Source organism: Paenibacillus glycanilyticus (assembly GCF_030161375.1).
In the GTDB taxonomy this organism is placed as follows: Bacteria; Bacillota; Bacilli; order Paenibacillales; family Paenibacillaceae; genus Pristimantibacillus; species Pristimantibacillus glycanilyticus_B.
Genome location: NZ_BSSQ01000020.1, coordinates 39,413 through 62,150 on the forward strand (window position 1 = coordinate 39,413; position 22,738 = coordinate 62,150).

18 protein-coding genes are annotated in these 22,738 nt (G+C 51.7%); 16 read left to right on the top strand and 2 right to left on the bottom strand.

The window, feature by feature from the left end; all coding sequences use genetic code 11:
- Nucleotides 1-16: 16 nt before the first annotated feature.
- The gene (locus QQK89_RS25790) at nt 17-370 is read right to left on the bottom strand and encodes a hypothetical protein (RefSeq protein WP_284241606.1); all 354 of its coding nucleotides are present in this window, start codon (nt 368-370) and stop codon (nt 17-19) included.
- A 326-nt stretch (nt 371-696) separates the two neighbouring features.
- On the opposite strand from QQK89_RS25790, the gene QQK89_RS25795 reads away from it, so the two are divergent.
- The 3 genes from QQK89_RS25795 to QQK89_RS25805 are packed head-to-tail and all read left to right on the top strand — an operon-like array spanning nt 697 to nt 4,290.
- Complete coding sequence (locus QQK89_RS25795) at nt 697-1,428, top strand: hypothetical protein (protein ID WP_284241625.1); 732 nt, start codon at nt 697-699, stop codon at nt 1,426-1,428.
- Nucleotides 1,429-1,440: 12 nt separating this feature from the next.
- Nucleotides 1,441-3,129: a vWA domain-containing protein gene (locus QQK89_RS25800; protein ID WP_284241607.1), complete on the top strand. Its 1,689-nt coding sequence runs from the start codon at nt 1,441-1,443 to the stop codon at nt 3,127-3,129.
- Nucleotides 3,130-3,150: 21 nt separating this feature from the next.
- Complete coding sequence (locus tag QQK89_RS25805) at nt 3,151-4,290, top strand: toxic anion resistance protein (RefSeq protein WP_284241608.1); 1,140 nt, start codon at nt 3,151-3,153, stop codon at nt 4,288-4,290.
- Between the two features lie 84 nt (nt 4,291-4,374).
- Here QQK89_RS25805 and QQK89_RS25810 read toward each other — a convergent pair whose 3' ends face one another.
- A complete protein-coding gene (locus tag QQK89_RS25810) occupies nt 4,375-5,964 on the bottom strand; it encodes a phytoene desaturase family protein (RefSeq protein WP_284241609.1) in 1,590 nt (529 codons plus the stop codon).
- A gap of 277 nt (nt 5,965-6,241) precedes the next feature.
- Here QQK89_RS25810 and QQK89_RS25815 point away from each other — a divergent pair, with 277 nt between their 5' ends.
- From QQK89_RS25815 to QQK89_RS25875, 13 genes are all read left to right on the top strand, one after another.
- Nucleotides 6,242-8,062 carry a cache domain-containing sensor histidine kinase gene (locus QQK89_RS25815; protein ID WP_284241610.1) on the top strand — a complete coding sequence of 607 codons (1,821 nt, stop codon included), beginning with the start codon at nt 6,242-6,244 and terminating at the stop codon, nt 8,060-8,062.
- The gene (locus QQK89_RS25820; protein WP_284241611.1) at nt 8,059-9,564 is read left to right on the top strand and encodes a response regulator transcription factor; all 1,506 of its coding nucleotides are present in this window, start codon (nt 8,059-8,061) and stop codon (nt 9,562-9,564) included. The genes QQK89_RS25815 and QQK89_RS25820 overlap by 4 nt, the downstream gene beginning before the upstream one ends.
- A 204-nt stretch (nt 9,565-9,768) precedes the next feature.
- Nucleotides 9,769-11,118 (top strand): ABC transporter substrate-binding protein, encoded by a 1,350-nt coding sequence (locus QQK89_RS25825; protein ID WP_284241612.1) that lies wholly within the window; start codon nt 9,769-9,771, stop codon nt 11,116-11,118.
- 90 nt (nt 11,119-11,208) lie between these two features.
- Nucleotides 11,209-12,075 carry a carbohydrate ABC transporter permease gene (locus tag QQK89_RS25830; RefSeq protein ID WP_284241613.1) on the top strand — a complete coding sequence of 289 codons (867 nt, stop codon included), beginning with the start codon at nt 11,209-11,211 and terminating at the stop codon, nt 12,073-12,075.
- A 62-nt stretch (nt 12,076-12,137) separates the two neighbouring features.
- Nucleotides 12,138-12,971, top strand: a complete 834-nt coding sequence (locus tag QQK89_RS25835; RefSeq protein ID WP_434481774.1) for a carbohydrate ABC transporter permease — start codon at nt 12,138-12,140, stop codon at nt 12,969-12,971.
- A gap of 143 nt (nt 12,972-13,114) precedes the next feature.
- Nucleotides 13,115-14,221 (top strand): Gfo/Idh/MocA family protein, encoded by a 1,107-nt coding sequence (locus tag QQK89_RS25840; protein WP_284241626.1) that lies wholly within the window; start codon nt 13,115-13,117, stop codon nt 14,219-14,221.
- Between the two features lie 37 nt (nt 14,222-14,258).
- Complete coding sequence (locus QQK89_RS25845) at nt 14,259-15,062, top strand: sugar phosphate isomerase/epimerase family protein (RefSeq protein ID WP_284241615.1); 804 nt, start codon at nt 14,259-14,261, stop codon at nt 15,060-15,062.
- A 35-nt stretch (nt 15,063-15,097) separates the two neighbouring features.
- The gene (locus tag QQK89_RS25850) at nt 15,098-16,498 is read left to right on the top strand and encodes a sulfatase family protein (RefSeq protein ID WP_284241616.1); all 1,401 of its coding nucleotides are present in this window, start codon (nt 15,098-15,100) and stop codon (nt 16,496-16,498) included.
- Nucleotides 16,495-17,499, top strand: a complete 1,005-nt coding sequence (locus QQK89_RS25855) for a Gfo/Idh/MocA family protein (protein WP_284241617.1) — start codon at nt 16,495-16,497, stop codon at nt 17,497-17,499. The genes QQK89_RS25850 and QQK89_RS25855 overlap by 4 nt, the downstream gene beginning before the upstream one ends.
- Nucleotides 17,496-18,083, top strand: a complete 588-nt coding sequence (cysC, locus tag QQK89_RS25860; RefSeq protein WP_284241627.1) for an adenylyl-sulfate kinase — start codon at nt 17,496-17,498, stop codon at nt 18,081-18,083. The genes QQK89_RS25855 and cysC overlap by 4 nt, the downstream gene beginning before the upstream one ends.
- Nucleotides 18,084-18,139: 56 nt before the next feature.
- Nucleotides 18,140-19,576, top strand: coding sequence for a sulfatase family protein (locus QQK89_RS25865; RefSeq protein ID WP_284241618.1), 1,437 nt, complete (start codon nt 18,140-18,142; stop codon nt 19,574-19,576).
- A gap of 30 nt (nt 19,577-19,606) precedes the next feature.
- Nucleotides 19,607-20,515, top strand: a complete 909-nt coding sequence (locus tag QQK89_RS25870) for an AraC family transcriptional regulator (RefSeq protein ID WP_284241619.1) — start codon at nt 19,607-19,609, stop codon at nt 20,513-20,515.
- Between the two features lie 3 nt (nt 20,516-20,518).
- Nucleotides 20,519-21,949: a sulfatase-like hydrolase/transferase gene (locus QQK89_RS25875; protein ID WP_284241620.1), complete on the top strand. Its 1,431-nt coding sequence runs from the start codon at nt 20,519-20,521 to the stop codon at nt 21,947-21,949.
- Nucleotides 21,950-22,738 lie beyond the last annotated feature (789 nt).

Below are 22,738 nucleotides of genomic sequence, written 5' to 3' on the forward strand. Positions count from 1 at the left end.
TCATTTTAATAATGATTTACAGCTGTTGCATGGCGAGCATTTCGTACCAAGCGGCAGCTTGTTTTTTTTGTTTTTCAAGGAATGTCGGATAGTTCAAACCGAAATCTTCCGGTGCGAGTTTGAATGGATCTCCGTCTCCGTCGTTGTAGATGAAAGAGTTCGGATTGCTGGCTTCATAGACGACCCAGTTACAGTCACTCCAATTAAAAGGGACATCGAATGTTTCTTTAATGAAGTTCTGAAGATGAGTAAAGTTGGGACGAAGTTTATCATTGCCGGTTTGGTTATCAAGAACATGCACAAGCTTGTTCTCATAATCGAGGAAAATACGGACATCAAAAACTAGGTCTGTTGTAACGATAATTCTCATTTGAGCACCTCGTCAGTTCATTTTAGTGGTATAAAATACCTATATCCCTAATCAAGTTATACCACAAAAATAACATTATGTGGGATATGAAATAGATAAATAGATTTATGAATATATGAAAACGTAATCTACGGGGGAACAAGCGGTTAGTGGATTCTCCTGAAAAAGGAAACGTCAACCGCTGTATAATCGTATATGCCCCATTATGGATACTTCTTCCTATCTTTCAAACTAGCATCCATAAATTTCTATGCCCAATATTTAACAGTGTTGTACAATGATGATGAGACGAGAAATTTTTTGGGCAGAGGGGTGTTCAATTGAGCATGGCCAGATACATCAAACTATTTGGTTTGACACTTGGTGTCGTGGCGCTAAATATTGTTGTTTTCTCCCCCGGATTTATCGGGATCGAGATTGGGGACAACGCGCTTTCTTCGGCAATCGGCGTGACTTTTCTTGCAGCCAGCGCCATCACGCTGACCTTTGCGTGTTACTTCCTCCTATTTAAAGCCCCCGTTGCTCTGCCGGTGAAGGAGATTAAGACGCATGATGATTATATCGAGGCATTATCTCGCTTCAAGCGGATTAAGGTTTTAGAAGGGGATATCGGTTTGGCTTTGCGTCAGTTAGAACGCATGCAGAAGAAAAAGAACACGCTACTCGAGGTTTTGAAGCAACGATTCGATCCCGCGGAACTGAGTTATAAGAAGTTTTCTTCCGTCATCTACGAGGTGGAGAAGCTTTTCTACCTGAACGTGAGGAGCATCCTCAACCGGCTGCATACGTTCGACGCGTCGGAGTTCGAGAGCGTGTCGGGCCGGAAGGCGTTGCCCTTATCGCAGGAGCTGTTGCAAGCCAGAAAAAACGTGTACGGCGAATACCTTTCCTTCACCAAGCAATCGCTCGGCACTAACGAGGAAATTTTGTTAAAGCTGGATCAGCTCATGCTCGAGATCTCCCGTCTGGATAGCCTGGAGCCAGGCGACATTGACAGCATGCCGTGCATGCAGGAAATCGACACGTTGATCAAACAAACCCAATACTACAAGAATTAAGAGGTGGCCTGGATGAAAAAAAAGAGTACTTTATTCCTGATTTCCGCTATTCTTCTGGCGGTCGTCTTTGGGCTTGTGTATGCAGGGGTAACCCTGACTTCCAATCTGGGCAAATCGAAAGCGGAGGTGACGGCCGAGAATGCCGGTGATCGCTTGAACAAACTGTTCAAAAAGATTTCCCCGTCCGTCGAGACGCCCGTGAAAGGCCAAATCGACCTGGACCCCGTCGATGTCGCCGCGACCTTGCCCGATATTGGAAAGTTTCCCGTTACGGTGAACAATACGAACGACAATTTCGTCGAGATTTTCTCATCCACGGAAAAGTCGGGAACGGGCGTCGACGGATGGCTGACGGACGTGGCGACCGAGTTCAACAAGGCAAATATAACCGTGGACGGAAAGCCGGTGTCGGTCAAGATTCGCAATATCGCCTCAGGCACGGCAGCGGATTACATCAAATCCGGCAAGTACATTCCGGATGCGTACACGCCATCGAATGAACTTTGGGGCGAAATGGTTGAAGCAAGCGGGGTTAAAACGCAGCTCGTGGCCAAACGGTTAGTCGGCAATGTTCCCGGAATCGTCATTGCCAAATCGAAGTACGATGCCATGATCGACAAGTACGGCTCCGTCAATATTCAATCCGTCACCGAAGCTATCGCTAATAACGAACTCTCCATGGGGTATACCGATCCATTCGCGAGCTCCACGGGCCTGAATTTCCTCGTAACGGCACTTCATACCTTCGATAATACCAACATGTTGAGCGATAAAGCGGTGCAAGAGTTTGAAAAGTTCCAGTCCAATGTGCCGTTCATCGCCTCCACGACCATTCAGATGCGAGATGCGGCCAAGTCAGGCGCTCTGGACGGTTTCGTCCTTGAATACCAGACGTACGTCAACGCCGCGGAGTTGAAGAGCGGGTATGTGTTTACGCCTTTTGGTTTTAGACACGATAGTCCGCTCTATGCCTTAGGCGATTTGCCGCAGGAGAAGATGGAAATTCTCAAGAAATTCGCCGAGTTCGTGACGCAGGACAAATATATGAAAACCGCGCAGGACAAAGGATTTAACGGTCTTGACACCTACAAGTCTGAACTTGCCCCCGTGGATGGCGACACGCTTATATCCGCGCAGAAGGTATGGAAAGAGAAGAAGAACGGCAGTAAGCCAATCACGGCGGTATTCGTCACCGACGTATCCGGCAGCATGGACGGCGAGCCGCTTAACCGTTTGAAAGAATCACTCTTGAAGGGACAGAAATACTTGGGCAGGGACAACAGCATCGGATTGGTCTCGTATTCGGACGGCGTCACCATCAAGCTGCCTATCGCGAAGTACGACACGAATCAGCAGTCTCTATTCGTCGGAGCGGTGGATAGTCTGCAGTCCGGCGGCGGGACGGCCACTTTCGACGGAATCGTGGTAGCGTTAAAGCTGCTCGAAGATCATATGGCCATCGACGCCAACACAAAGCCGGTCATATTCGTCCTAAGCGACGGTGAGACGAACCAGGGTTATACGCTTCAGGACATCAAGGGATTGATCGAGACGTACAAGATTCCGATCTACACAATCGGCTACAATGCCAATATCCAAGCGCTGCAAAATATATCCAGCATTAACGAAGCCGCTAGCATTAACGCGGATACGGATGATGTCGTGTACAAGATCGGCAATTTGTTCAATGTACAAATGTAACTATATCGAGGGGGAATTTTAATGGCATTTTCGATGAAGGTATCTAGTACAGAGGAACTTACGGCCGAGATTGAGCCTACCATTCGGCCATTGCCGGAAGAAGAGGCAAAGCTGAAGGAAGAAGCAGATTCGAACGTCCAGATGATTATGGCGATGGATACCGAGTCCTTGGAACAACGCAAAGAGATTCTTCAATCGATTGACGCCTACGGCCTAAACACCATGAAGCGATCTTCCGACAAAAACACCTTGCTGCAGGTATCGGTCGGCAATCTTGCGAAATCCGGCGAGGAAGGCGGTCCGGTTGCGAAGGGACTGGCCGAATTGCACACGCAGCTGAAGGATCTGGATCCAAGCATGATCGACTTCGCCAAGAAGGGATTTCTCGGCAAGCTATTTAATCCGCTGCGGTCGTATTTCCTAAGATTCGAGAAGGCTGACGATGTGATTGCCGATATTGTGGTATCGCTGGATAAAGGCGGTGCCGTGCTCAGAAACGACAATACGACGCTGGAACTCGAGCAGCATGAAATCCGCAAGCTGACCAAGACGCTCAAGAAAGAAATTCAGCTCGGGATGCTCATGGATGAATCTATTGAATCCCAGATCGAAGCAGGCAAAAGCCGCGGCGAAGACCCCGAGAAAATTCGGTTCATAACCGAGGAAATCCTATTCCCGATGCGACAACGCGTCATGGATTTGCAACAAATGCTAGTCGTCAATCAACAGGGGATCTTGGCATACGAAGTTGTCATTAGAAATAATAAGGAGCTCATTCGAGGCGTGGACCGGGCGAAGACCGTCACGATCTCTGCATTAAAAATAGCAGTTACGGTAGCGAGCGCCTTGTATAACCAGGGCATCGTACTCAAGAAGATTGAGCTTTTGAATCAGACCACTACGAACCTGATCGCCGGTACGTCCCGGATGCTTAAGGACCAAGGAGTCGGCATTCAACAGCAAGCAATTGAAGCCACGGTATCGGTAGATACCTTGAAACAAGCTTTTGCCGATGTGTTGTCCGCGTTCGATTCTATCAGCTCGTACAAACAGCAAGCACTTCCGAAAATGAGGGATACCATCAACCAGTTCAGGACGTTGGCCGACGATGGCGAGAAGCATATTCTACGCCTTGAGAAGGGAAATGCTATGGGGCTGTAACAATAAATGAACAGAACCAAAAACCGTTTTCCTCAGGAAAACGGTTTTTGCATGACTAATTAAATAGGAGTATCGAAAATGAAGCTAATTATCGCGAGATAGAAGTTGTTGTGCCACGATATAGCCAGATCCGCCGTTAATGCCGTGTCCGGGCCATGTGGCGGCACCAAGCATGAAAAGATTTGCAATCTCCGTTTGGTGTCCCGGCTGGGAAGGCAAAGGTCGGAACAAATAGCTCTGCGCGAAGTCATGCGATCCGCCGTAGGGGTCGCCGGGACCGGAATTTGGGTTGAAGCGGGCAATGGTGTCTGGCGTGACGACGGACTTGCCGATGATAGCGCTTGGAATATTCGGTATATGCTTTCCTGCAACGGCGATCACGCGTTCTGCAAATCGCTCGGTCAGTTCTGTCGTCCAGGTACCGACACCAACGTTGATCTGGCCGGCAGCATCGCCGCGCGGACGGCAAGGAACTTCGAGGACTTGGAGCCGCATGATCGCTTTGCCTGCCGGTGCTCGGGTCGGATCGAGATTGGTAGAGCAATCGACTGTAAAAGTTGGATTGGCTGGCAGAAGATCGGCCATCCCTTGCGCGATAGCTTGGGTGAAGCCGTCCAGCCCGTCGGTTAGATGCGGCTGCCCGACTGTGGCAAACCGCGCATCAGGCCAATTTGGAGCTTCGCTCAGGGCGAGATGAATCTGGAAGCAGCCTCTGCCATAGCGGAATTCCTTCGCTTGGCCGCGAATAACAGGATTGACTTGCTCATCCGCCAAGAGCGATAAGTACAATTGATCCGGGCCGGTTGAAGCTATGACAGCATGCTTCGCGCGGTATTCGTTGCCCTCCGCTGTGCGAACGGCAACGGCCTTTCCGTTTTTGAGGAGAATCCGCTCGGCTCGCGTATTCGTTACGATCGTACCGCCTTGGTCCTGTACCAACCGAGACAAGGCCTGTGCAAGCTTTTCGCTGCCTCCTTCGGGAATAGGCATCCCGCCGCCCATCAGCGCCATTGCGGTGAGCGGTACCCAGATGCCGCTGCCGACTTCGTCCGGCGTACGGCCCAGATGCGTTACCCAAGAGGCAAGCATCGCGCGCATGACCGGGGACTGCAATTCGCTCACCGCATTGCGGGCAGTGGAGAAGAGAGAAGCGGCGAATGCCGAGTAGCCTTTGCCTCCAGCACGCTTGTCATGGAGTAGCTGTTGGATAATCTCGGAAGCTTTGCGGCCCGATAAGTCGAGGTTGAACAACTCGAATACGTCCCCCGCATAAGGCATAAACGCATCGAACATCCTTCCTAGTGCCGCCCCGTCACCGGGGGCCAAATGTTCGGCTTGGGCGGTTAATTCCTCGACCGAGCGTCCGAAGACGGCTGTCTCGCCGTTTTCCATCGAAACGCCGGTTGGCAGATCCGTGTTGAGGTAACGAAGACCCCGTGCCTCAAGCGCTTCCCTGAAATCCGCGTAAGCAGGACCGGTCAGGAACAAAGGATGGGCAGCGGCATAGACGTCATGTTTGAAGCCGGGCAGGGTCAATTCTTCCGTGCGCAAAAATCCGCCTGGGCGGTCGTTCTTCTCCAAGATCAGAACGTTTCTCCCCGCGCGCGTCAAATAAGCGGCTGCTATTAACGCGTTGTGGCCACTTCCAATAATAACTACGTCGTAATGGTTCACCGTCAATTCCCCCTTCGTGCCTATGAAACAGATCCAGTGTAATGCAAGCGTGAAGCGAGGGATGGCGCATGCTGTCGACCATTTCAAAACTTTTCGTGAAAGAATTCTTAATCAGCGTGGGGAAAACGTCTTATATCTTCAACTCCTTCAGCTATGATATTATTTTTACAGAATTTACTCCCCGCCATTGTCATCACAACATGGGATCCTGGTTATGCAGGGATAACTGCGCCTGTTTTAGGTACCGCTTACGACTCACGCCAGAGGAGTATCCTAAATGAAAAGTTGGAACAACTACCTTCTGAAGAGTAAGATGTTCATCGTATTCTCCGCAGTGTCGCTGTTTATCGTCATGCTGACATGCATTATTTTCTATTATAAAAATGTAAGCGATATCAAAAATCAAACCCTCTCTCTTTCCGATACGATTACCCGGCAGTTCAGCCGGACTTTCGAGCTGTATATGCAAGACGTGGAGAAACTCTCCGTCTCCATTATTGGAGATCCGATCATTCAGCAAAGCTTGATTGACCATTACAGAGTTACGGATTCGGTCGCGCAGAACGAAATCGAACTAACGATCAACAAAAGACTGTTCACTCATCTTCAGCCGCGCCCTCAGCTGCAGAGCATCTATATCTTTACGACGGATGATATCGCTTACTTTGTATCGAAGGGAGGCGGACCCAAGGTAAGCTTCAAGCTGCGGGAGGAGAACTGGTATGAGAAACGGCTGGAGATGCCCGGAATTAAATTTCTGCTTCAGCCCGTCACGACAGAGAGCACGGGCGGCGAACATGAAGCCAAGGTTATCTCCTTTGTGCGGAACATCAACCGCATTCCCTATCGGGATGTTCTGGCGTATATGAAAATCAATATTAACGTAAATGTCTTCAAGGACATGCTAGTTAATTCGGACAGCAATGAAATTGAACGGAACATGAGAGCATTCATCATAACCGATGAAGGCAGCGTGATCTATGACGACAGGAACGAGCTAACGGGCAGCGAAGATTCGGGAATCGATCTTTCGATCTTCCAGGGCAGCGGCCAATCCGGCGAATTAATATGGAACGGCGAGAATTATCTCTATACGATGTCGAAGTCCTCCTATACGAAATGGAACACGTTGATACTGATTCCAAGTGAATTCCTGCTGAAGAAGCAGCAACATACCGCCTATATTCTCATACTCGTTGGCTTGCTTGCGATGGGACTGATTGCCTTCGTTTCCTATACGCTGTCCTATCAGATTACGCTTCCGCTCCGAAATCTGATGAAGAAGATGGCGCGTGTCGAGCAGGGGGATTTAAGCCAGAGAATGGAGGTAGCCGGCAACAATGAGTTTAGCCGTCTGAGCCGTATTTACAACCGTATGCTGGACAGTATTACCAGGTTGATCGGTGAAGTATATACATCCAAATTAGCGGAGAAGAATGCGCAGATATCGGCGCTGCAGGCGCAGATCAATCCTCATTTTCTGTACAACACGCTTAACATCATGAAGTCAATCAGCCGGGTTCGAGGCATCGAAGAAGTTGCCGAGATGGCAGAATCGCTGGCGGAGCTGTTCAAATACAGCATGAAAAATCTTCAACGTCCCATTCCGCTGCGCGACGAGATGGATCATATCAGCCATTACATGAATATCCAGCAGCACCGGTTCGGCAGTCGATTCGAGTTCAGCATGGACGTACCGGAGGCATTGCAGGATGCTTCGATACTGAAGCTTACCGTGCAGCCGTTGATTGAGAACGCTATCGTTCACGGACTCGGCAAGGTTAAGTCCGGCGGACGAATCGTCATTGCAGTCAGGAGGCTTGGCGACGATCTGATTATCGAGGTATCGGATAACGGCTGCGGGATCGAGGAGGAACGCCTCCACATGCTGCGCAAGAGGATTATGGGCATCCAAGCGGCGGACGTTCTGGAAGAGGACGGGCTTGGCATAGGCCTGTCCAATATCGCGCTGCGGATCAAGCTATTCCACGGCGTCAAATACGGAGCTGAGCTGATAAGCGCTAATGGCCGCGGAACGACCGTCAGGCTAACGTTCCCGTATGAACGTTTTGTCAAAGTGAAGGGAGAGGCTGGATGATGAATATATTCCTGGTTGAAGACGAACGGTGGGCACTGGCCGAGCTCGTGAGTCTCTTCAAGCGATACGAACCGCAGCATCGCGTGCTTGCGTTCGAGAACGGGGAAGATGCACTCAAAGCCGCGAAATCCGTAGACCCGCACCTCGTACTAACAGACATCACCATGCCAGGCATTGACGGAGTGGAGCTGCTGGTCGAGCTAAGCCGCTGCCATCCTGAAGCGAGAGGGATCATTCTCAGTGTCCATGACGATTTTGCTTATGCGCAGCGGGGGATGCAAACGGGCGTGACGGACTACTTGCTGAAGCCTGTCAGGAAAGAGCTTCTATTCAGCGCGGTGGACCGCATGCTTGCGCGTATTGAAGACGAATCGCGTAACCGGAGCGACCGCACCCAGTGGTCTATTCTGCAGCGGCTGCTAGCCGTGGACACGCTGGAGAGCGGGAAGCTAGAAGTAGCCGAGCAACAGCGGATGTTCATGGCGCTGATGCTTCTCGAGAACTGGGCATCGCCGTTCACTTGGAAGGAAGCAGGGCTTGACGCTTCGGACATTCTCGCGCATATAAGGAGCGGTTTGAAGGGAGAGCCGGGATGTCACTGCGTTACGATAGACAGCCGCCGTAGAGTGCTGATGGTGCCCGCTGACAATGAGGCATGTACGCTTTCGATCATGACAAGGCTTCAGTCTCTCTTCCAAGCTGTGGAGGCCCGCGGCATTCTGTTGCATATGAGCTTTGGTATGAAAAGCGAGAGCGAAAGCTTGAATCGAAGCTTCGTTCGTCTCGGCAAGCAATTGGAAGAACAGCTGCGGATCGGCGTACCAACCTGGGCAGCGCCCAATATGAAGCTGGCTGTGCCCGATATCAGCGGCATTTGGATAAAGGTGCGCGCACTGCAAGCACAGATCAAAGCAGGGGATATGGCCAGAGGACGCGAGACGGTATCGCATATCGTTGCGAGCCTGCAGTGCAAAGAGGTTACCCATAAGCAATTGAAGCAGTTCGTCGGCGATCTGTTCTACTCGCTCAAGTTCAATTTGCAATCTGAGACCCCTACTCGGCTGGAGGAGGACATGAGCTTGCTGAATGAAGCGATCGACTATGAGTCGATAACAGAATGGCTCACATCAGCCGTATTCGGGATGGCTAGGAAATGCGATAGCAAGGAGCAGAAGCCGAAAGGTCTCGTACCCGTGGTAATGAACTGGATCCACGATAGTTATCAAGAGGACCTTTCCCTTCAGCAATTTGCTTTGGAGCATCATGTCAGTCTTGGTCATTTATCCAGATTGTTCAAAAGCCAGACCGGCTATACGTTCTCGGACTATGTGATCGGCTACCGGATTGGCAAAGCGAAGGAGTTGCTTGCCGACGGCACGTCGCGTCCATCGGAAATCGGTGAATTGGTCGGATACGAGGATGCCAAGCATTTCTGCCACTTGTTTAAGAGAATAACGGGTGAAACGCCGACCGCCTACGCAAAACGCAAAAGGAGCCAATAAAACGAAGTAATCGCCGTATTTGTGTCCTAAAAGGAAAAACTACCCCCCTAAAAAAAGCAAAATAGCAGGTAGGTTTCAAAATCCGAAACCCTTAGACTGAAATTACGAGGGAATCCGGAGCCCTTAATAGAATGCGAATAGGGGCAAACGGACGGCTGCCGAAGTTAGCGCGGTCCATGCCTACAAAGGGAGGCTGCACAAGCGATGAAACGAACGAATGCCAGAACACTCGCATTGTTGACAAGCATGATGATCGTGGTGCTGCTCGCTGGCTGCGGCGGCAATAATTCGCCTACAACAAACGGGCCAAGCGGTAATACGAACGCGAACGCCGCTACCAATGAACCTACAGAGAAAACGACGTTAACCCTGATGGTTGGCAACACTGGTACTACGCTTGAAGCGCTCAAAGCTGTTGCCACGGAAGCAGAGAAAAAGCTGAATATTGCCATTGAGTACGACATCAAGCCGGATGGCACGGAAGGCGACAACCTTGTGAAGACGCGCTTAGCAACAGGAGATATGGCCGATCTGCTCGTTTATAACACGGGTTCGCTGCTGAAGGCCGTTAATCCGGTGGATAATTTCCTGGACGTGACGAATGAGCCGTTCATGGCTGACGTGCTTGATTCCTTCAAGTCCGTCGTAACGGTTGACGGCAAGGTGTACGGTGCGCCCGTCGGCTCAAGTTCCGCTGGTGCGATTTTGTACAACAAGAAGGTGTACGGCGAGCTCGGATTGACCGTTCCGCGAACGTGGGACGAATTCATGGCTAACAACGAGAAGATCAAAGCTGCGGGCAAGACGGCCGTTATCGCTTCCTATAAAGATACCTGGACGTCCCAGCTTTTTGTACTCGGCGATTATTACAATGTACAGGCGAAGGTCCCTAATTTCGCGGACAATTACACGAACAACAAAGCAAAATACGCGACGACGCCAGAGGCACTGCGCAGCTTTGAGAAGACAGAGGAGCCGTTCAAAGCCGGCTATATGAATAAGGACTTCCTGGCCACGACGTATGATGTTGCCTTAAAGATGCTGGCCGAGGGTACGGGCGTGCACTATCCGATGCTGACAAGCGCTTTGGATTCCATCCTGCAAAATAACCCGGACAAGATCAATGACATCGGCGTGTTCCCGATCCCAAGCGACAGCGCGGACGTCAACGGTCTGACGGTATGGATGCCTAGCGGAATGTATATCAACAAGAACAGCAAGAAAGTAGAAGCCGCCAAAAAATTCGTGGACTACTTCGTTTCCAAGGAAGGCCAAGCGATATTCTCCTCCAAAGTCAAAGCGGCCGGGCCTTATGTCATCAAAGGAATCGAGCTTCCCGACGATGCTTACGAAGGCGTCAAAGAAATGCAGAAATACTTTGATGAGGGCAAGACGGCACCTGCGCTTGAGTTCGTATCGCCCGTCAAAGGACCGAACCTGGAGAATCTTACCGTCGCTGTCGGCAGCGGCATCACTTCCGCTCAGAAGGGTGCCGAGGACTATGACAAGGATATTCTGAAACAGGCACAGCAATTGAATCTGCCGGGCTGGTAAATCGCCTGCCGCATGCAGGAATTTTAGTTGGAGACGGGGCTCCGCGCATGGCGCTGCGGGGCCTGTTTCTCCGGAAAGAAGGAGAGAGCCATGACCAAGCTGACCATTCGAACCTACTCGTATTTGTTTCTTGTGCCCGCGTTTCTAATCTACTTCGTCTTCTATTTGCTGCCAACCGCATTATCGTTGTTTTTCAGTATGACAAGGTGGACACTCACCGATTGGGATTATATCGGCTTTGATAACTATGTCACCTTTTTCTCGGAGACGGCGCTTAGCATCGGCTTCCGGAACACGTTGATTTACGCGGTTGTAACCTGCGGCCTCAAGGTCATTCTCGGGCTATTGCTCGGTGCATTCCTTACCTCTACCGCTTTGTTCAAGAATTATCTGCGTTCCGTCATTTTCTTCCCAACCCTCCTAAGCACGATTGCAGTCGGAATCGCGTTCTCCATTATGATGCATCCTTCGTCGGGACTGATTAATACAAGTCTAGCCGCTCTTGGCATTAACGGGCCGGATTGGCTCGGCAATACGAAGATCGCGTTGCTGTCAGTTGCCTTAGTAGACGTATGGAAAGGGGTCGGAGTCGCTACCGTCATCTATATCGCGGGAATTTCGGGCATTCCGGCCGAGTATTACGAAGCGCTCAAAATCGACGGCGGGAGCAGCATGAACGCATTCCGGTACATCACGGTTCCGTTAAGCAGACCGGCGATGAATTCAGTCATTATACTGGCATTTATCGGAGGGCTTCGTTCCTTCGACCTCATCTGGGCCATGACGAAGGGAGGGCCTGGTTTCACGACTGACCTGATCGCTTCGATCATATACAAGCAGTATCAGGCAGGCTTCTATGGCCTGGCGACTGCGGGCAACGTGATCCTGTTTGTCGGCGTATCGCTGCTGGCGTTCCCCTTGTATAAGTACCTGACGAAAAGCGAGGTGTACTTATGAGCCGCGATATAAGCAGAATGTTGGTGGAGAGAGTGGACAGGAGCCGCAGCGAAAACATGGGAATTAGCAAACAGGCCAGAAGGGTTATTGTTGCCGTGATCGCTCTGGTGCTCAGCACCGTCATCTTTTGGATTCCGTTCTATTTCGTTATTATCAATTCCTTCAAGAATCAGGCCGAATCTGCCCTCATGAATATGTCTTGGCCGAAATCCTTTCATATTTTGGAAAACTACAAGGCTGTGTTGACTGCTTCCGATCATATGCTTGTCCGTGCCTTCTATAACAGCATGCTGCTGACCGTCCTGTCGATCGGTGTACTCATCATCGTCAGCGCAATGGCCGGCTTTGTTTTGCAACGCCGCGACGGAGGACGCTTTTCTTCCGTCTTTAACTTTCTTGTTTTGGCCGGTCTGATGATCCCGCCTGCTATTGTGCCAACGATCTGGGTACTTGATTCGATCAACCTGTTCAAAACCTTGTCCGGCATCACCTTCGTGGAGGTGGCGCTTCATTTTCCGTTCGCGGCCATTCTATACAAAGCGTTTGTTGCAACGCTACCGCGCGAAATCGATGAAAGCGCGCTGATCGATGGCGCAGGCGGCGGGCGGTTGTTTTTCAATATCCTCTTTCCTCTTCTCAAGCCCGTCACTTCAACCATCATTGTGCTGGAATCGATAAATGTGTTCAACGACTTTGTTAATCCGCTTTACTTCTTCCCAGGTTCGAACAATGCTACGGTGCAACTGACGCTGTACAACTTCATGAGCCGGTTCACGACATCATGGAATTTGCTGTTCGCCGATATTGTTCTGATCTCAATTCCGATGCTCATTTTATTCATTTTTTTCAATAAGCAAATAGTAGCCGGCATGACGGCAGGCGCCGTTAAGGGTTAACGGATCATGCCCGTCTTTCTAAAAGTGGTCCCGAACGGATAGGTTTTTGTCCCGAACGACCATGATTCGGATGGAAAGAGACCGTATGATGGAATCATAAAGCGTTTACAACACCCTATTCCAAGGAAGAAAGGACGTTGAACATGGCAGTCAAAATCGGAATCGTAGGCATGAACGGGATCGGCAACAACCATGCGAACTGTTACAAAGAGGATGAATTGGCGGATGTCGTGGCGGTATGCGACGTCATCAAGGAGCGCGCCGATGCGGCAGCCGAGCGTCATGGCGTCAAGGCGTACTATACGCTAAAGGATATGATCGAGAACGAGCCCGACCTTGAGGTCGTGGACGTGACGACGGGCGGCATTGACAACGGCAGCTGGCATTTTGAACCGGCAATGGAAGCAATGTCCTATGGGAAGCATGTGCTGGTGGAGAAGCCGCTCTGCAACGATGTGCGCGAAGGCCGCCAGATGGTAGCTTTTGCCGAGAAGCAGAAGGTATATCTAGGCTGCAACCTGAACCATTATTTCACGCCGCCGGCCGAGAAGGCGAAGCAATATATGGATAGCGGCGAGGTGGGCGAACTGATCTATTGCATGGCCAAAATGGGCTTCAACGGCGGCGAGCTCAACTATGCGCTTGCCGGCTCGGACAAAGTCAAAGGCCATCCCTACTTTCATATGCGCGCGTTTCTGACCCACCCATTTAGCGTCATGCGGCATTTCTGCGGCGATATCACGCATATCCAGACGTTTTCCGACCGTCCTGGCTTTAGACGTAGCGCCGGCGACGTAATGGTGTCCATCAACAGCATCCACATGAAGTTCGCAAACGGTGGCGTCGGCTATTTAATGAGTCAGCGCGGCGATGCGGTCTATGGATTAGGCGGTTGGTGGAGTCTGGAAGTTGCGGGTTCGAAGGGGACCTTCACGATTGAGAACTGCGTCGAGAAAGTATCGTTCTGGAAAGCAAATAAAGGCATTCCGGCCATCAGCGTTCAGCCTGAGCCTGAAGTGACGGATTTTGGCACAAACGATTTCAACCGGACGTTCAATAATCGGCTGCACGCTTTTCTGGAGGATGTGAACAACAAGGTATCTCCGGATGCGCTTCGCGCCAGCGGACGGGATGCGCTTGCCGTGCTCGAGTATGTGCATGCGGTGCAGGAGTCGTATGAACGCGGCGGTGAAGTCGTACGGCCGCAGCCGCTGCCGCCGCTGCACGGCGATCCGTTTTATCTGAAATAATCGTGAGTTTCTATCAATCATTCAGGAGGACTCTTACATGATTAAATTAGGTGTCAATTCGGTGTTGTTCAAAGAATTCGATTTTGCCGTAGCGGCAAAGCATATTGCGGCTTGCGGCTATGACGGCGTAGAGATCGCCGCGATAGAGGGAATGTGCGAGCATCTGGATCTGAGCCGCTGGAAGCAGCAGAAAAGCGAGCTGCAGGCGATAGTGCAGGAGGCCGGTCTGACATTTCTCTCCACGGAGGTTGCGTCGCTCAAAGAGGAACGGCTGCTGCCGGCGTTTGAAGCTGCGGCTGAGATTGGCATTCCTATCGTTAACGTTGGTCCTGGCGGGAAGCTGGGTGTCGAAGAAGATTTGCAGGCGTCGATTGAGACGCTTGCTAGGATGGCGGAGAGGGCCGCATCGTTTGGCATTACGCTTTGCGTGAAAGCACATGTCGGCAATGCCATTCACAACACGCCAACCACGCTGCGGGCGATGGAGGCGATCGGCTCCCCGGCGTTTGGCATTGACATGGACCCTAGCCATATCCACCGCGCCGGCGAGAATGCGGAAAAGGCGCTGCCTGCCGTCATTAGCCGTGTGAAGCACGTGCACATCCGTGACTGCAAGGGCCGCGAGCAGGGCCCCGGACCGATCGCCCTTCAGGCTTGCGGTCGCGGCGACATCGATCTGTACGGCTACTGCAAAGCGATGGTGGACGGAGGTTACGAAGGTCCGGTCGTCGTTGAGGTCATCGGCTCTTCGCCGGAGCATACGCTTGCGCAAGTATCCATCGTGGCCGCCGAGTCTTACGGCTATCTTAATGCCGTCCTTAAGCAGCTGGGAGCAAGATAAAAGCAAGTGTTCCATCCAAAAGGAGGATTACAAATATGGCAGGCAAGAAACCGAATATTTTACTGTTTGGCATAGATAGCCTTCGTCGGGATCATATGAGCGCTTACGGCTATTCCAAGCTGACTACCCCGCATCTTGACAGAATTGCGGCTCAAGGCGTGTTATACGAGAAGCATTTCAGCCCGGGCATTCCAACAACGCCGGCTTACGCATCCATGCTGACAGGCATGGACATTTTTGGAACCGACGTCGTGGCGCTGCGCCATGAAGGACCGCTCGGAAGCCATGTTAGGACACTGCCGGAGGTTCTTGCCGAGAACGGCTATAACACTTCGTGCGTTGGCTTCTCGGGCAATCCGTCATCGCGAGGTTTCCAAACGTATCTCGATTATGAATCTTGGGTTCCCGATGAAACGGGGCGCACGCCAAAGGCGCAAAACCTGAACGACATCGCCATTCCGGAGCTGGAGAGGTTAGCGGCTGACGATAAGCCGTTCCTGCTGTTCATGCGGCATATGGATCCGCATTCGCCGTATTTGCCGCCTGCGCCGTTCGATCGGATGTTCTATGGCAAGGACGAGAAGGACCCCGCCAACGATTCAATGGAACCGGTGTACAATTTCAAACCGTTCGCCGATTTTCTGAAGTCATGGATTCCGGAGGGCGTCACCGATGAAGCCTACGTCAGCGCGCAATATGACGGCGCAATCGCTTATATGGACGCTTGCATCCAAAGTATTGTCGAGAAGATCTCCGCGCTAGGACTAGAGGAAGAGACGCTTGTCGTGATCACTTCTGATCATGGCGAAACGCTATACGAGCACGACTGCTATTTTGATCATCATGGACTTTATGATTGTACGCTTGTTGTGCCGCTCATCATCAAATTCCCTGGACGCGTCCCTGAGGGAACACGGATCCAGGATGTGTCGGTGATCTCGGATATTATGCCGACGCTGCTGGACCTGATTGGAATCGACAGCGGCATTTCCTTTGACGGCCGCAGCTTGACGAATCCGGTCGCAAGCGAAGGCGCGGATCGGAACAGGAATAAGGAGCTGTATTTGACGGAATGCACATGGATGCGCAAACACGGCTGGCGGACACCGGAATGGAAGCTGATTCGCGCGCTTGAGCCGGATTTTCATTTCAAGCCGGAGGTAGAACTCTACAATTTGATCGAAGATCCTGAAGAGAACAATAATGTTGCGGAGCAGGAGCCAGAGATCGTAGCACAGCTGACGAAACAAATGGAAGACTATATCGCAAGGCGCGAGGAGCAGACGGGCCGTACGAATCCGATGTATACGAATCTGAACTGGCACGGCAAAGGGGTGACGTTCACCTCGTCCGAGCAGGCGTACAATTCGCTGCATATCGGCAATATTATCGGCGCACGATCTCTTCAATCCAAGGAGGAGGCGGCGTCCAAATGATTCGGGTTGCGGTCGTCGGAGTTAACCATATCGGTAAAATTCATTGTAGCGCCTATCGGCAGCATCCGGATACGGAGCTTGCGGCTGTCTGCGATTTGATGCCGGAACGCGCGGAAGCGGCAGGTCTTGAATATGGCGTTCCCGCCTATACCGATTTGAGAGAGCTGCTTGCCAAAGAACAGATTGATGTAGTGGCGGTTGCAACGGCGGGCGTGGAGAAGGGCAGCCATCATTTCGAACCCGCGATGATCGCGATCGACGCGGGCAAGGACGTCCTTGTGGAGAAACCGATCTCCAATCGGATCGAAGAAGCAAGGACGCTTGTCGCGGTCGCCAGGGAACGGGGCGTTCGGCTCGCGTGCAACCTAAATCACCGCTTTACGCCGGCTGCTTATAAGGCGAAAGAATTACTGGAAGCGGGTAAATTAGGCTCGTTGCTATTCCTTAATATGCGGCTCACCATTCAGAACCCGCAAGAAGATACGGAGTGGCTGCATATGCGTGCTCTGCATCCCCACTCCATCGACGTCATGCGTTATTTTGCCGGCGACGTAAAGCGTGTGCAGGCGTTTATGACGAAGGCGCCGGGCCGTCAGAGCTGGTCGACCGCATCTGTCAATTTGGAATTTGTCTCCGGCGCGGTTGGCCATTTGACCGGCAGCTATGACATGTCGATGCGCCATCCGATCGAATATTGCGAGGTGGCAGGCCATGAAGGCCGGTTCGTTATCGACAACTTGTACGAAAGCATGACGTATTATCCGCATCAATCCGACGAGTTGACCGTAGTCCGCAATTCGCTGTTTGGCGGGATGCAGGGTTTCAATGATACGTTTACGCATCGAATCAATCGTTTCATCGGGCAGATCAAGGCAGGCGATGCACCGGAATTGATTGAGGCGTCCGGAGCGGATGCGCTAGCCGCGCAGGAAGTTATCGAAGCGGCGATCCGTTCGCATCAGTCCGGTGGAATACCCATCGACGTACCCGGAAGCGGATAAGCGAAAGTACTCAGCGAGAGGAGTCGATCAACATGGACGGACAACACGGCCCCGTATTATGGTTCATGGGATTGTCGGGAGCGGGCAAAACGACGACGGCCCGTCATGTAGCGGCTGAGCTGCGGAAGCAAGGACGGCGCGTGGAGCTGTTGGACGGCGATGAGCTTAGAGAGACGGTCTGCAAAGGGCTTGGATACTCCCGCGAGGAGCGGATGGAAAATATTAAACGGATCGTCTACGTGGCTAAGCTTCTCTCCCGTAACAATGTGGAGGTGCTTGTCTCCGCCATTACTCCTTACCGGGAAATGCGGGACTATGCAAGGTCGCAGTTGCCCGGATTCATGGAAATTTATGTGAAGTGCCCTCTCGACGAGTGTGAACGCCGCGATGTGAAAGGCTTGTATGCCAAGGCGAGAAACGGCGATTTGCGCCAATTTACCGGCGTTTCCGATCCGTTTGAGGTGCCGCAATCCCCGGATATCGTGATTGATACGGCTTCCGCCTCGCTGCACGATAACAGCGATGCCGTACTCGGCTGGCTGCATACCCACTTGCGGTTTATGCAAGCCGCGCAGAGAGCGTAACCTTAAGAGGTAATGGATCACCGGATCACCGGATATCCGAAAAGGAGAAGGCATAAATGAAGATCATACTCATATCTCTGGATACGGTACGTGCCTCAAGGCTGAGCGGGTACGGCTATCCGAAACCGACAAGTCCCTATTTGGACCAAATCGCCAACCAAGGCGTACTGTTCGAGCGCGCTTATGCGGCCGACATTCCAACCGAAGTGGCGCATACCGGCATTTTTACCGGAAAAGTGGGGCTTACGACTGGAATTGTCTCGCACGGCTCAGAGCTCACGCATCTGCCCAAATCAACCCCTTGGCTGCCGAATCTGCTGCGAGGCGCCGGCTTTACGACGTCCGCGGTGGATAACCTGTACCAGCTTAAGGAATGGTTTGCGCGCGGTTACCGCTACTATACGAACAGCGTTGGCGGGAATCGCTGGATCGACGGCCAGACGGTCAATGATCTGGCATTTCCATGGCTAACGGAGCACAAAGACGAATCGTTTTTTTTGTTCCTTCATTACTGGGACGCTCATACGCCTTATTTGCCTCCGGAGTCGTATGTTTCGGACTTTTATGAAGCGGAGCGGGATCCGTATGATTCGGATAACCGAAGCATGGAGCCGGCGTACAACCATCCTGCCTACCCGTTCTTCAAGCACCACCATTACGATCTTGTTGGTCCGGTGACGGACAGCGCATACTACGACGCGCTTTATGACGCAGAAATCCGCTATCTTGACGATTGCCTGAAGGAACTCGACGCTAAGTTAGAGGAACTAGGCATCAAAGAGGATACCATGCTCATTCTGTTCGGCGATCATGGCGAGAGTCTGACGGAGCACGACATCTTCTGGGATCATTGCGGTTTATACGAACCGACCGTTCATGTGCCGATGATTATGCGGTGGCCAGGGCGCATTCCCGAGGGACGAAGGGTGAAAGGTCTTGTGCAGCAGGTAGACATTATGCCGACAGTGCTGGAAGCGATACGCAGCGAAAAGCCTATAGGCATCGACCTTGCGAAGGTTGCAGACCCGCCGGCCATGGACGGCAAAAGCTTATGGCCATCTATCCGTAGCGCGGAGGACGGTACGCAGGAAGCCATTTATCTGAGTGAATGCGCTTGGCAGGCGGCGCGCGGCATACGTACGGACCGTTACAAATTTATACGGACATACGACTCGGGGCCATTTACAAGACCGCCAAGAGAGCTGTATGATCTAGACGCCGATCCGGAAGAAACGGTGAATCTCGCAGAGCGTGAACCGGAGCTTGCGGACCAACTGGAGAAGCAGCTGGAAAGTTGGGTAGTGGCGAAGCTTGGCGGCCGTGAGGATCCGAAAGACCGGCAGCTTCGTGAAGCGGGACTCCCGTTCCGAAGACGCATTGAGCAGATTCTTGCGGAATCAGGGATGACGTGGGACGATTGGATCCGGGATCCGCGCCGCGAACGATTCGATCAGGCAACGCAAGAGCGGCATAAACCGATCATCAGAGCTTGATCGGATAACGGACGCGAGGAGGGATGAAGGATGGAGCGTATTCTGGGAAGCCAAGCTTACATGAAGGATGAATTTCCGTTCTGGATCAATCGGACGAAGCAAGCTACTGTCGCTGAACACGGCCATGAATTCATTGAGCTCGTCTATGTGGTGCAAGGACAGGGCGTTCATATTTTTCAAGGCAACCATTACAACATTCAGGCAGGCGACGTGTTTATTATTAATCCCGGCGAGACACATGCATACTCGGTAGAGCCTGGCGAGCGGATGGAAATCGTCAATTGCTTGTTTATGCCCTCCTTTATACCCGATGCGCTGCTTAAGGAATTGGAAATAACGGCATCAATGGATTACTTCTACGTTCATCCCTTCCTGAAGCAGGATGTCCGCTTCAACCATTACCTTAATCTAAACGGCCTAGAGGCGTCGTCCGTACTTACGCTGCTGGAGAGCATGATCCGCGAATTCAGCAGCCGCGACTCCGGTCATGCGACATTGATCCGCTTGCAGATGGTTGAGCTGCTGCTGCTGTTGTCCCGCTATTATGCGAATATGCAAAGCCATCGTATCCAAAGATCCTCGCGCCAATCCGAACGGGTGATGATGGCCAGACGGATCTCCGGTTATCTCGAACGCCATTTCGACAAAAAAATTACGCTTCAAGCGCTAGCTGGCCTGTTTAATGTCAGCACCCGGCAGCTGAACCGGCTGGTGCGGGAGGAGTTTGGCAAAAGCATATTCGATCTGCTGCATGAAATTCGCATCGAACGGGCAAAACGGATGCTGCTCGAGTCCGACGAGAAGGTTATCTATATCGCGACCATGGTCGGATACGACGATCCGTCGTTCTTCAGTCGGCTATTCGTCCGTTATGCCGGCTGCTCGCCGCGCGAATACCGAACCGGATCTATTGCCAGCCAGAAGGAAAGGAGCGGATAGCGCATGTCGGAGCCGGTGAACAAGCGGAGGCCTAACGTATTGCTGATCGCTGCCGACCAATTGCGGCAAGATTGCCTGGGCTTCGTCGGCAACTATCCGGTTTGCACTCCGCACCTAGACCATTTGTCTGAGCAAGGAATTGCATTTTCCCACGCGTACTCCGTACTGCCAGTCTGTTCGCCGGCAAGGCAGTCGCTATTGCGCGGGAGGAGACCGGAAACATTTGGCGCTTTATGGAATTACAGCGGCGCCCTGCCTGTGGCGGCACTGGCGCCTGAATCTTATGCATGGACGAGAACGCTAGCGGAAAGCGGCTATGCCATGGCCTATCTGGGCAAATGGGGTGTCAATCCGATACACGGTCCTACTGCTTATGGTTACGAGTCATATGTCAGCGAAGCAGATTATAGCGAATTCGTCTCGCGGAAGCATCCTGATGTTCGTTACGGGAACGGGTTCTTCGGCGAAGAATGTCCGCTGCCGCTCGAGGATGCTAAGACGCATTGGTTCGCGGCGCGTGCGGGCGAGACGCTGGAGCGTCTGCAAGAGGGCGGAAGGCCTTGGCATCTGGCGCTGCACTTCAGCGAGCCCCACTTGCCCTGCCGACCGTCGGTTCCCTTCTCGGGAATGTACGATCCCGTGGACATCCCGGAATGGGCGGGCTTTCGCGAGACATTTGCCGGCAAGCCGTACATTCAGCGCCAACAGTTGCAGAGCTGGGGCGTGGCCGGTTACGGCTGGCAGGATTGGGCGCCGATCGTTGCTCGCTATTACGCTGTTATCAGTCAACTCGACGATGCGATTGGGCGAGTACTTGGGACGCTCGAGCAGTTAGGAATGGCTGACGACACCATTGTGATCTTTACCGCTGACCACGGCGACATGTGCGGTTCCCATGGGATGATGGATAAACACTACATTCTGTACGACGATGTGGTAAGGGTACCGCTCATCGTTCGGATGCCTGGCAACGAAGCAGAAGCAGGCTTGAAGTGTGACCGTTTCGTCTACAATTTTATGGATTTGCCTCCGACGATCTTGGAACTTCTCCACTTGCAAACAAGTGATCCCGGAGATCTGCAGGGTCGTTCGCTTGTACCGCTGCTGGCCGGGGAGGAGCCGGAAGACTGGCGTGACGCCATCGTATCTACCTATAACGGGCAGCAGTTCGGATTGTACACTTCCCGGATGATACGCACGGCAGACTGGAAATATGTATGGAACTTAACGGATGTAGACGAGCTGTACGACATGCAGGCCGACCCTGGGGAACTGACGAATTTGATCGGGAAATCTGAACATGCAGATATGCTTGCCGTACTGAGGAGACGCTTGTACGAACAGCTGACTTTGGACGAAGATACGATCGTTGCTAACGAATGGACGCGCCGTCAATTGCTGCAAGGGGCAAAGCTGGGCGGGAATAGCGGATAAGCGCAAAACGCAAGGAATTATAGCAACAACTAGTAAATGAAAGACTGATATTCTAAAGTCCCGTTAGGGGGCTTTTTCTGTAGTAGGTTATAATATAGTTAAGAGACGATCATCGATTTGTAATTTTGGTTTAAATCCGATCAGCGCTGCGATCGGTTTTTTTATGTTCGTTCCAGATAAGAACTGTAGCCTTTCAAAGGACAAATGGATGAAGAGATTAGTTAGCGAAGTTACTCGCAAGATCTGAGAGAATAGTAGCGGAATACGTAGCATCCATTGTAACTATGTATAATAGAAAATTAATCTTATTTTCGGAACTCGATATGATTCGAACTGGATGCGGTGAATTCAGAGAGAGGGTAAGAGGTTAGACTCTAGTCATGGAAGCACAGTGAAATGCAATCCGCATTTTAACCTTCTATTGTCGCTTTATCCCTATTTGAATAGACAGCATAAATGAAAGGACAGTAAGAGACTTGGAACCTGTAGCACTTGAGGAGACACTGTCGGCTTCTTCTTTAGCCTGACGATTGCCTGAATTGGTGGGGGAAGTGCCCGCTTATCTTGAGTTGTTTGTAAAAAAATACCTGTTGTATTCTGAAAAACAATCATGCTATATTATAACTCCGGCCGAGAGAGACAAGCGGTTGGGACGACAAGCTTAATAGCATTGATTGATAGAGATTGAAATCAATGAAAAATAAAGCTTGACACTAGATTTGATAACGTGTTACGATATACCGCGTTGTTGAAAAAATTGTTCTTTGAAAACTGAACAACGAGCGAAAC

What these genes read in the sequence shown, in the direction of transcription:
- QQK89_RS25790 (WP_284241606.1), bottom strand. Translation starts at nt 370, where the DNA reads ATGAGAATTATCGTTACAACAGACCTAGTTTTTGATGTCCGTATTTTC.
- QQK89_RS25795 (WP_284241625.1), top strand. Translation starts at nt 697, where the DNA reads ATGGCCAGATACATCAAACTATTTGGTTTGACACTTGGTGTCGTGGCG.
- QQK89_RS25800 (WP_284241607.1), top strand. Translation starts at nt 1,441, where the DNA reads ATGAAAAAAAAGAGTACTTTATTCCTGATTTCCGCTATTCTTCTGGCG.
- QQK89_RS25805 (WP_284241608.1), top strand. Translation starts at nt 3,151, where the DNA reads ATGGCATTTTCGATGAAGGTATCTAGTACAGAGGAACTTACGGCCGAG.
- QQK89_RS25815 (WP_284241610.1), top strand. Translation starts at nt 6,242, where the DNA reads ATGAAAAGTTGGAACAACTACCTTCTGAAGAGTAAGATGTTCATCGTA.
- QQK89_RS25820 (WP_284241611.1), top strand. Translation starts at nt 8,059, where the DNA reads ATGATGAATATATTCCTGGTTGAAGACGAACGGTGGGCACTGGCCGAG.
- QQK89_RS25825 (WP_284241612.1), top strand. Translation starts at nt 9,769, where the DNA reads ATGAAACGAACGAATGCCAGAACACTCGCATTGTTGACAAGCATGATG.
- QQK89_RS25830 (WP_284241613.1), top strand. Translation starts at nt 11,209, where the DNA reads ATGACCAAGCTGACCATTCGAACCTACTCGTATTTGTTTCTTGTGCCC.
- QQK89_RS25840 (WP_284241626.1), top strand. Translation starts at nt 13,115, where the DNA reads ATGGCAGTCAAAATCGGAATCGTAGGCATGAACGGGATCGGCAACAAC.
- QQK89_RS25845 (WP_284241615.1), top strand. Translation starts at nt 14,259, where the DNA reads ATGATTAAATTAGGTGTCAATTCGGTGTTGTTCAAAGAATTCGATTTT.
- QQK89_RS25850 (WP_284241616.1), top strand. Translation starts at nt 15,098, where the DNA reads ATGGCAGGCAAGAAACCGAATATTTTACTGTTTGGCATAGATAGCCTT.
- QQK89_RS25855 (WP_284241617.1), top strand. Translation starts at nt 16,495, where the DNA reads ATGATTCGGGTTGCGGTCGTCGGAGTTAACCATATCGGTAAAATTCAT.
- QQK89_RS25865 (WP_284241618.1), top strand. Translation starts at nt 18,140, where the DNA reads ATGAAGATCATACTCATATCTCTGGATACGGTACGTGCCTCAAGGCTG.
- QQK89_RS25870 (WP_284241619.1), top strand. Translation starts at nt 19,607, where the DNA reads ATGGAGCGTATTCTGGGAAGCCAAGCTTACATGAAGGATGAATTTCCG.
- QQK89_RS25875 (WP_284241620.1), top strand. Translation starts at nt 20,519, where the DNA reads ATGTCGGAGCCGGTGAACAAGCGGAGGCCTAACGTATTGCTGATCGCT.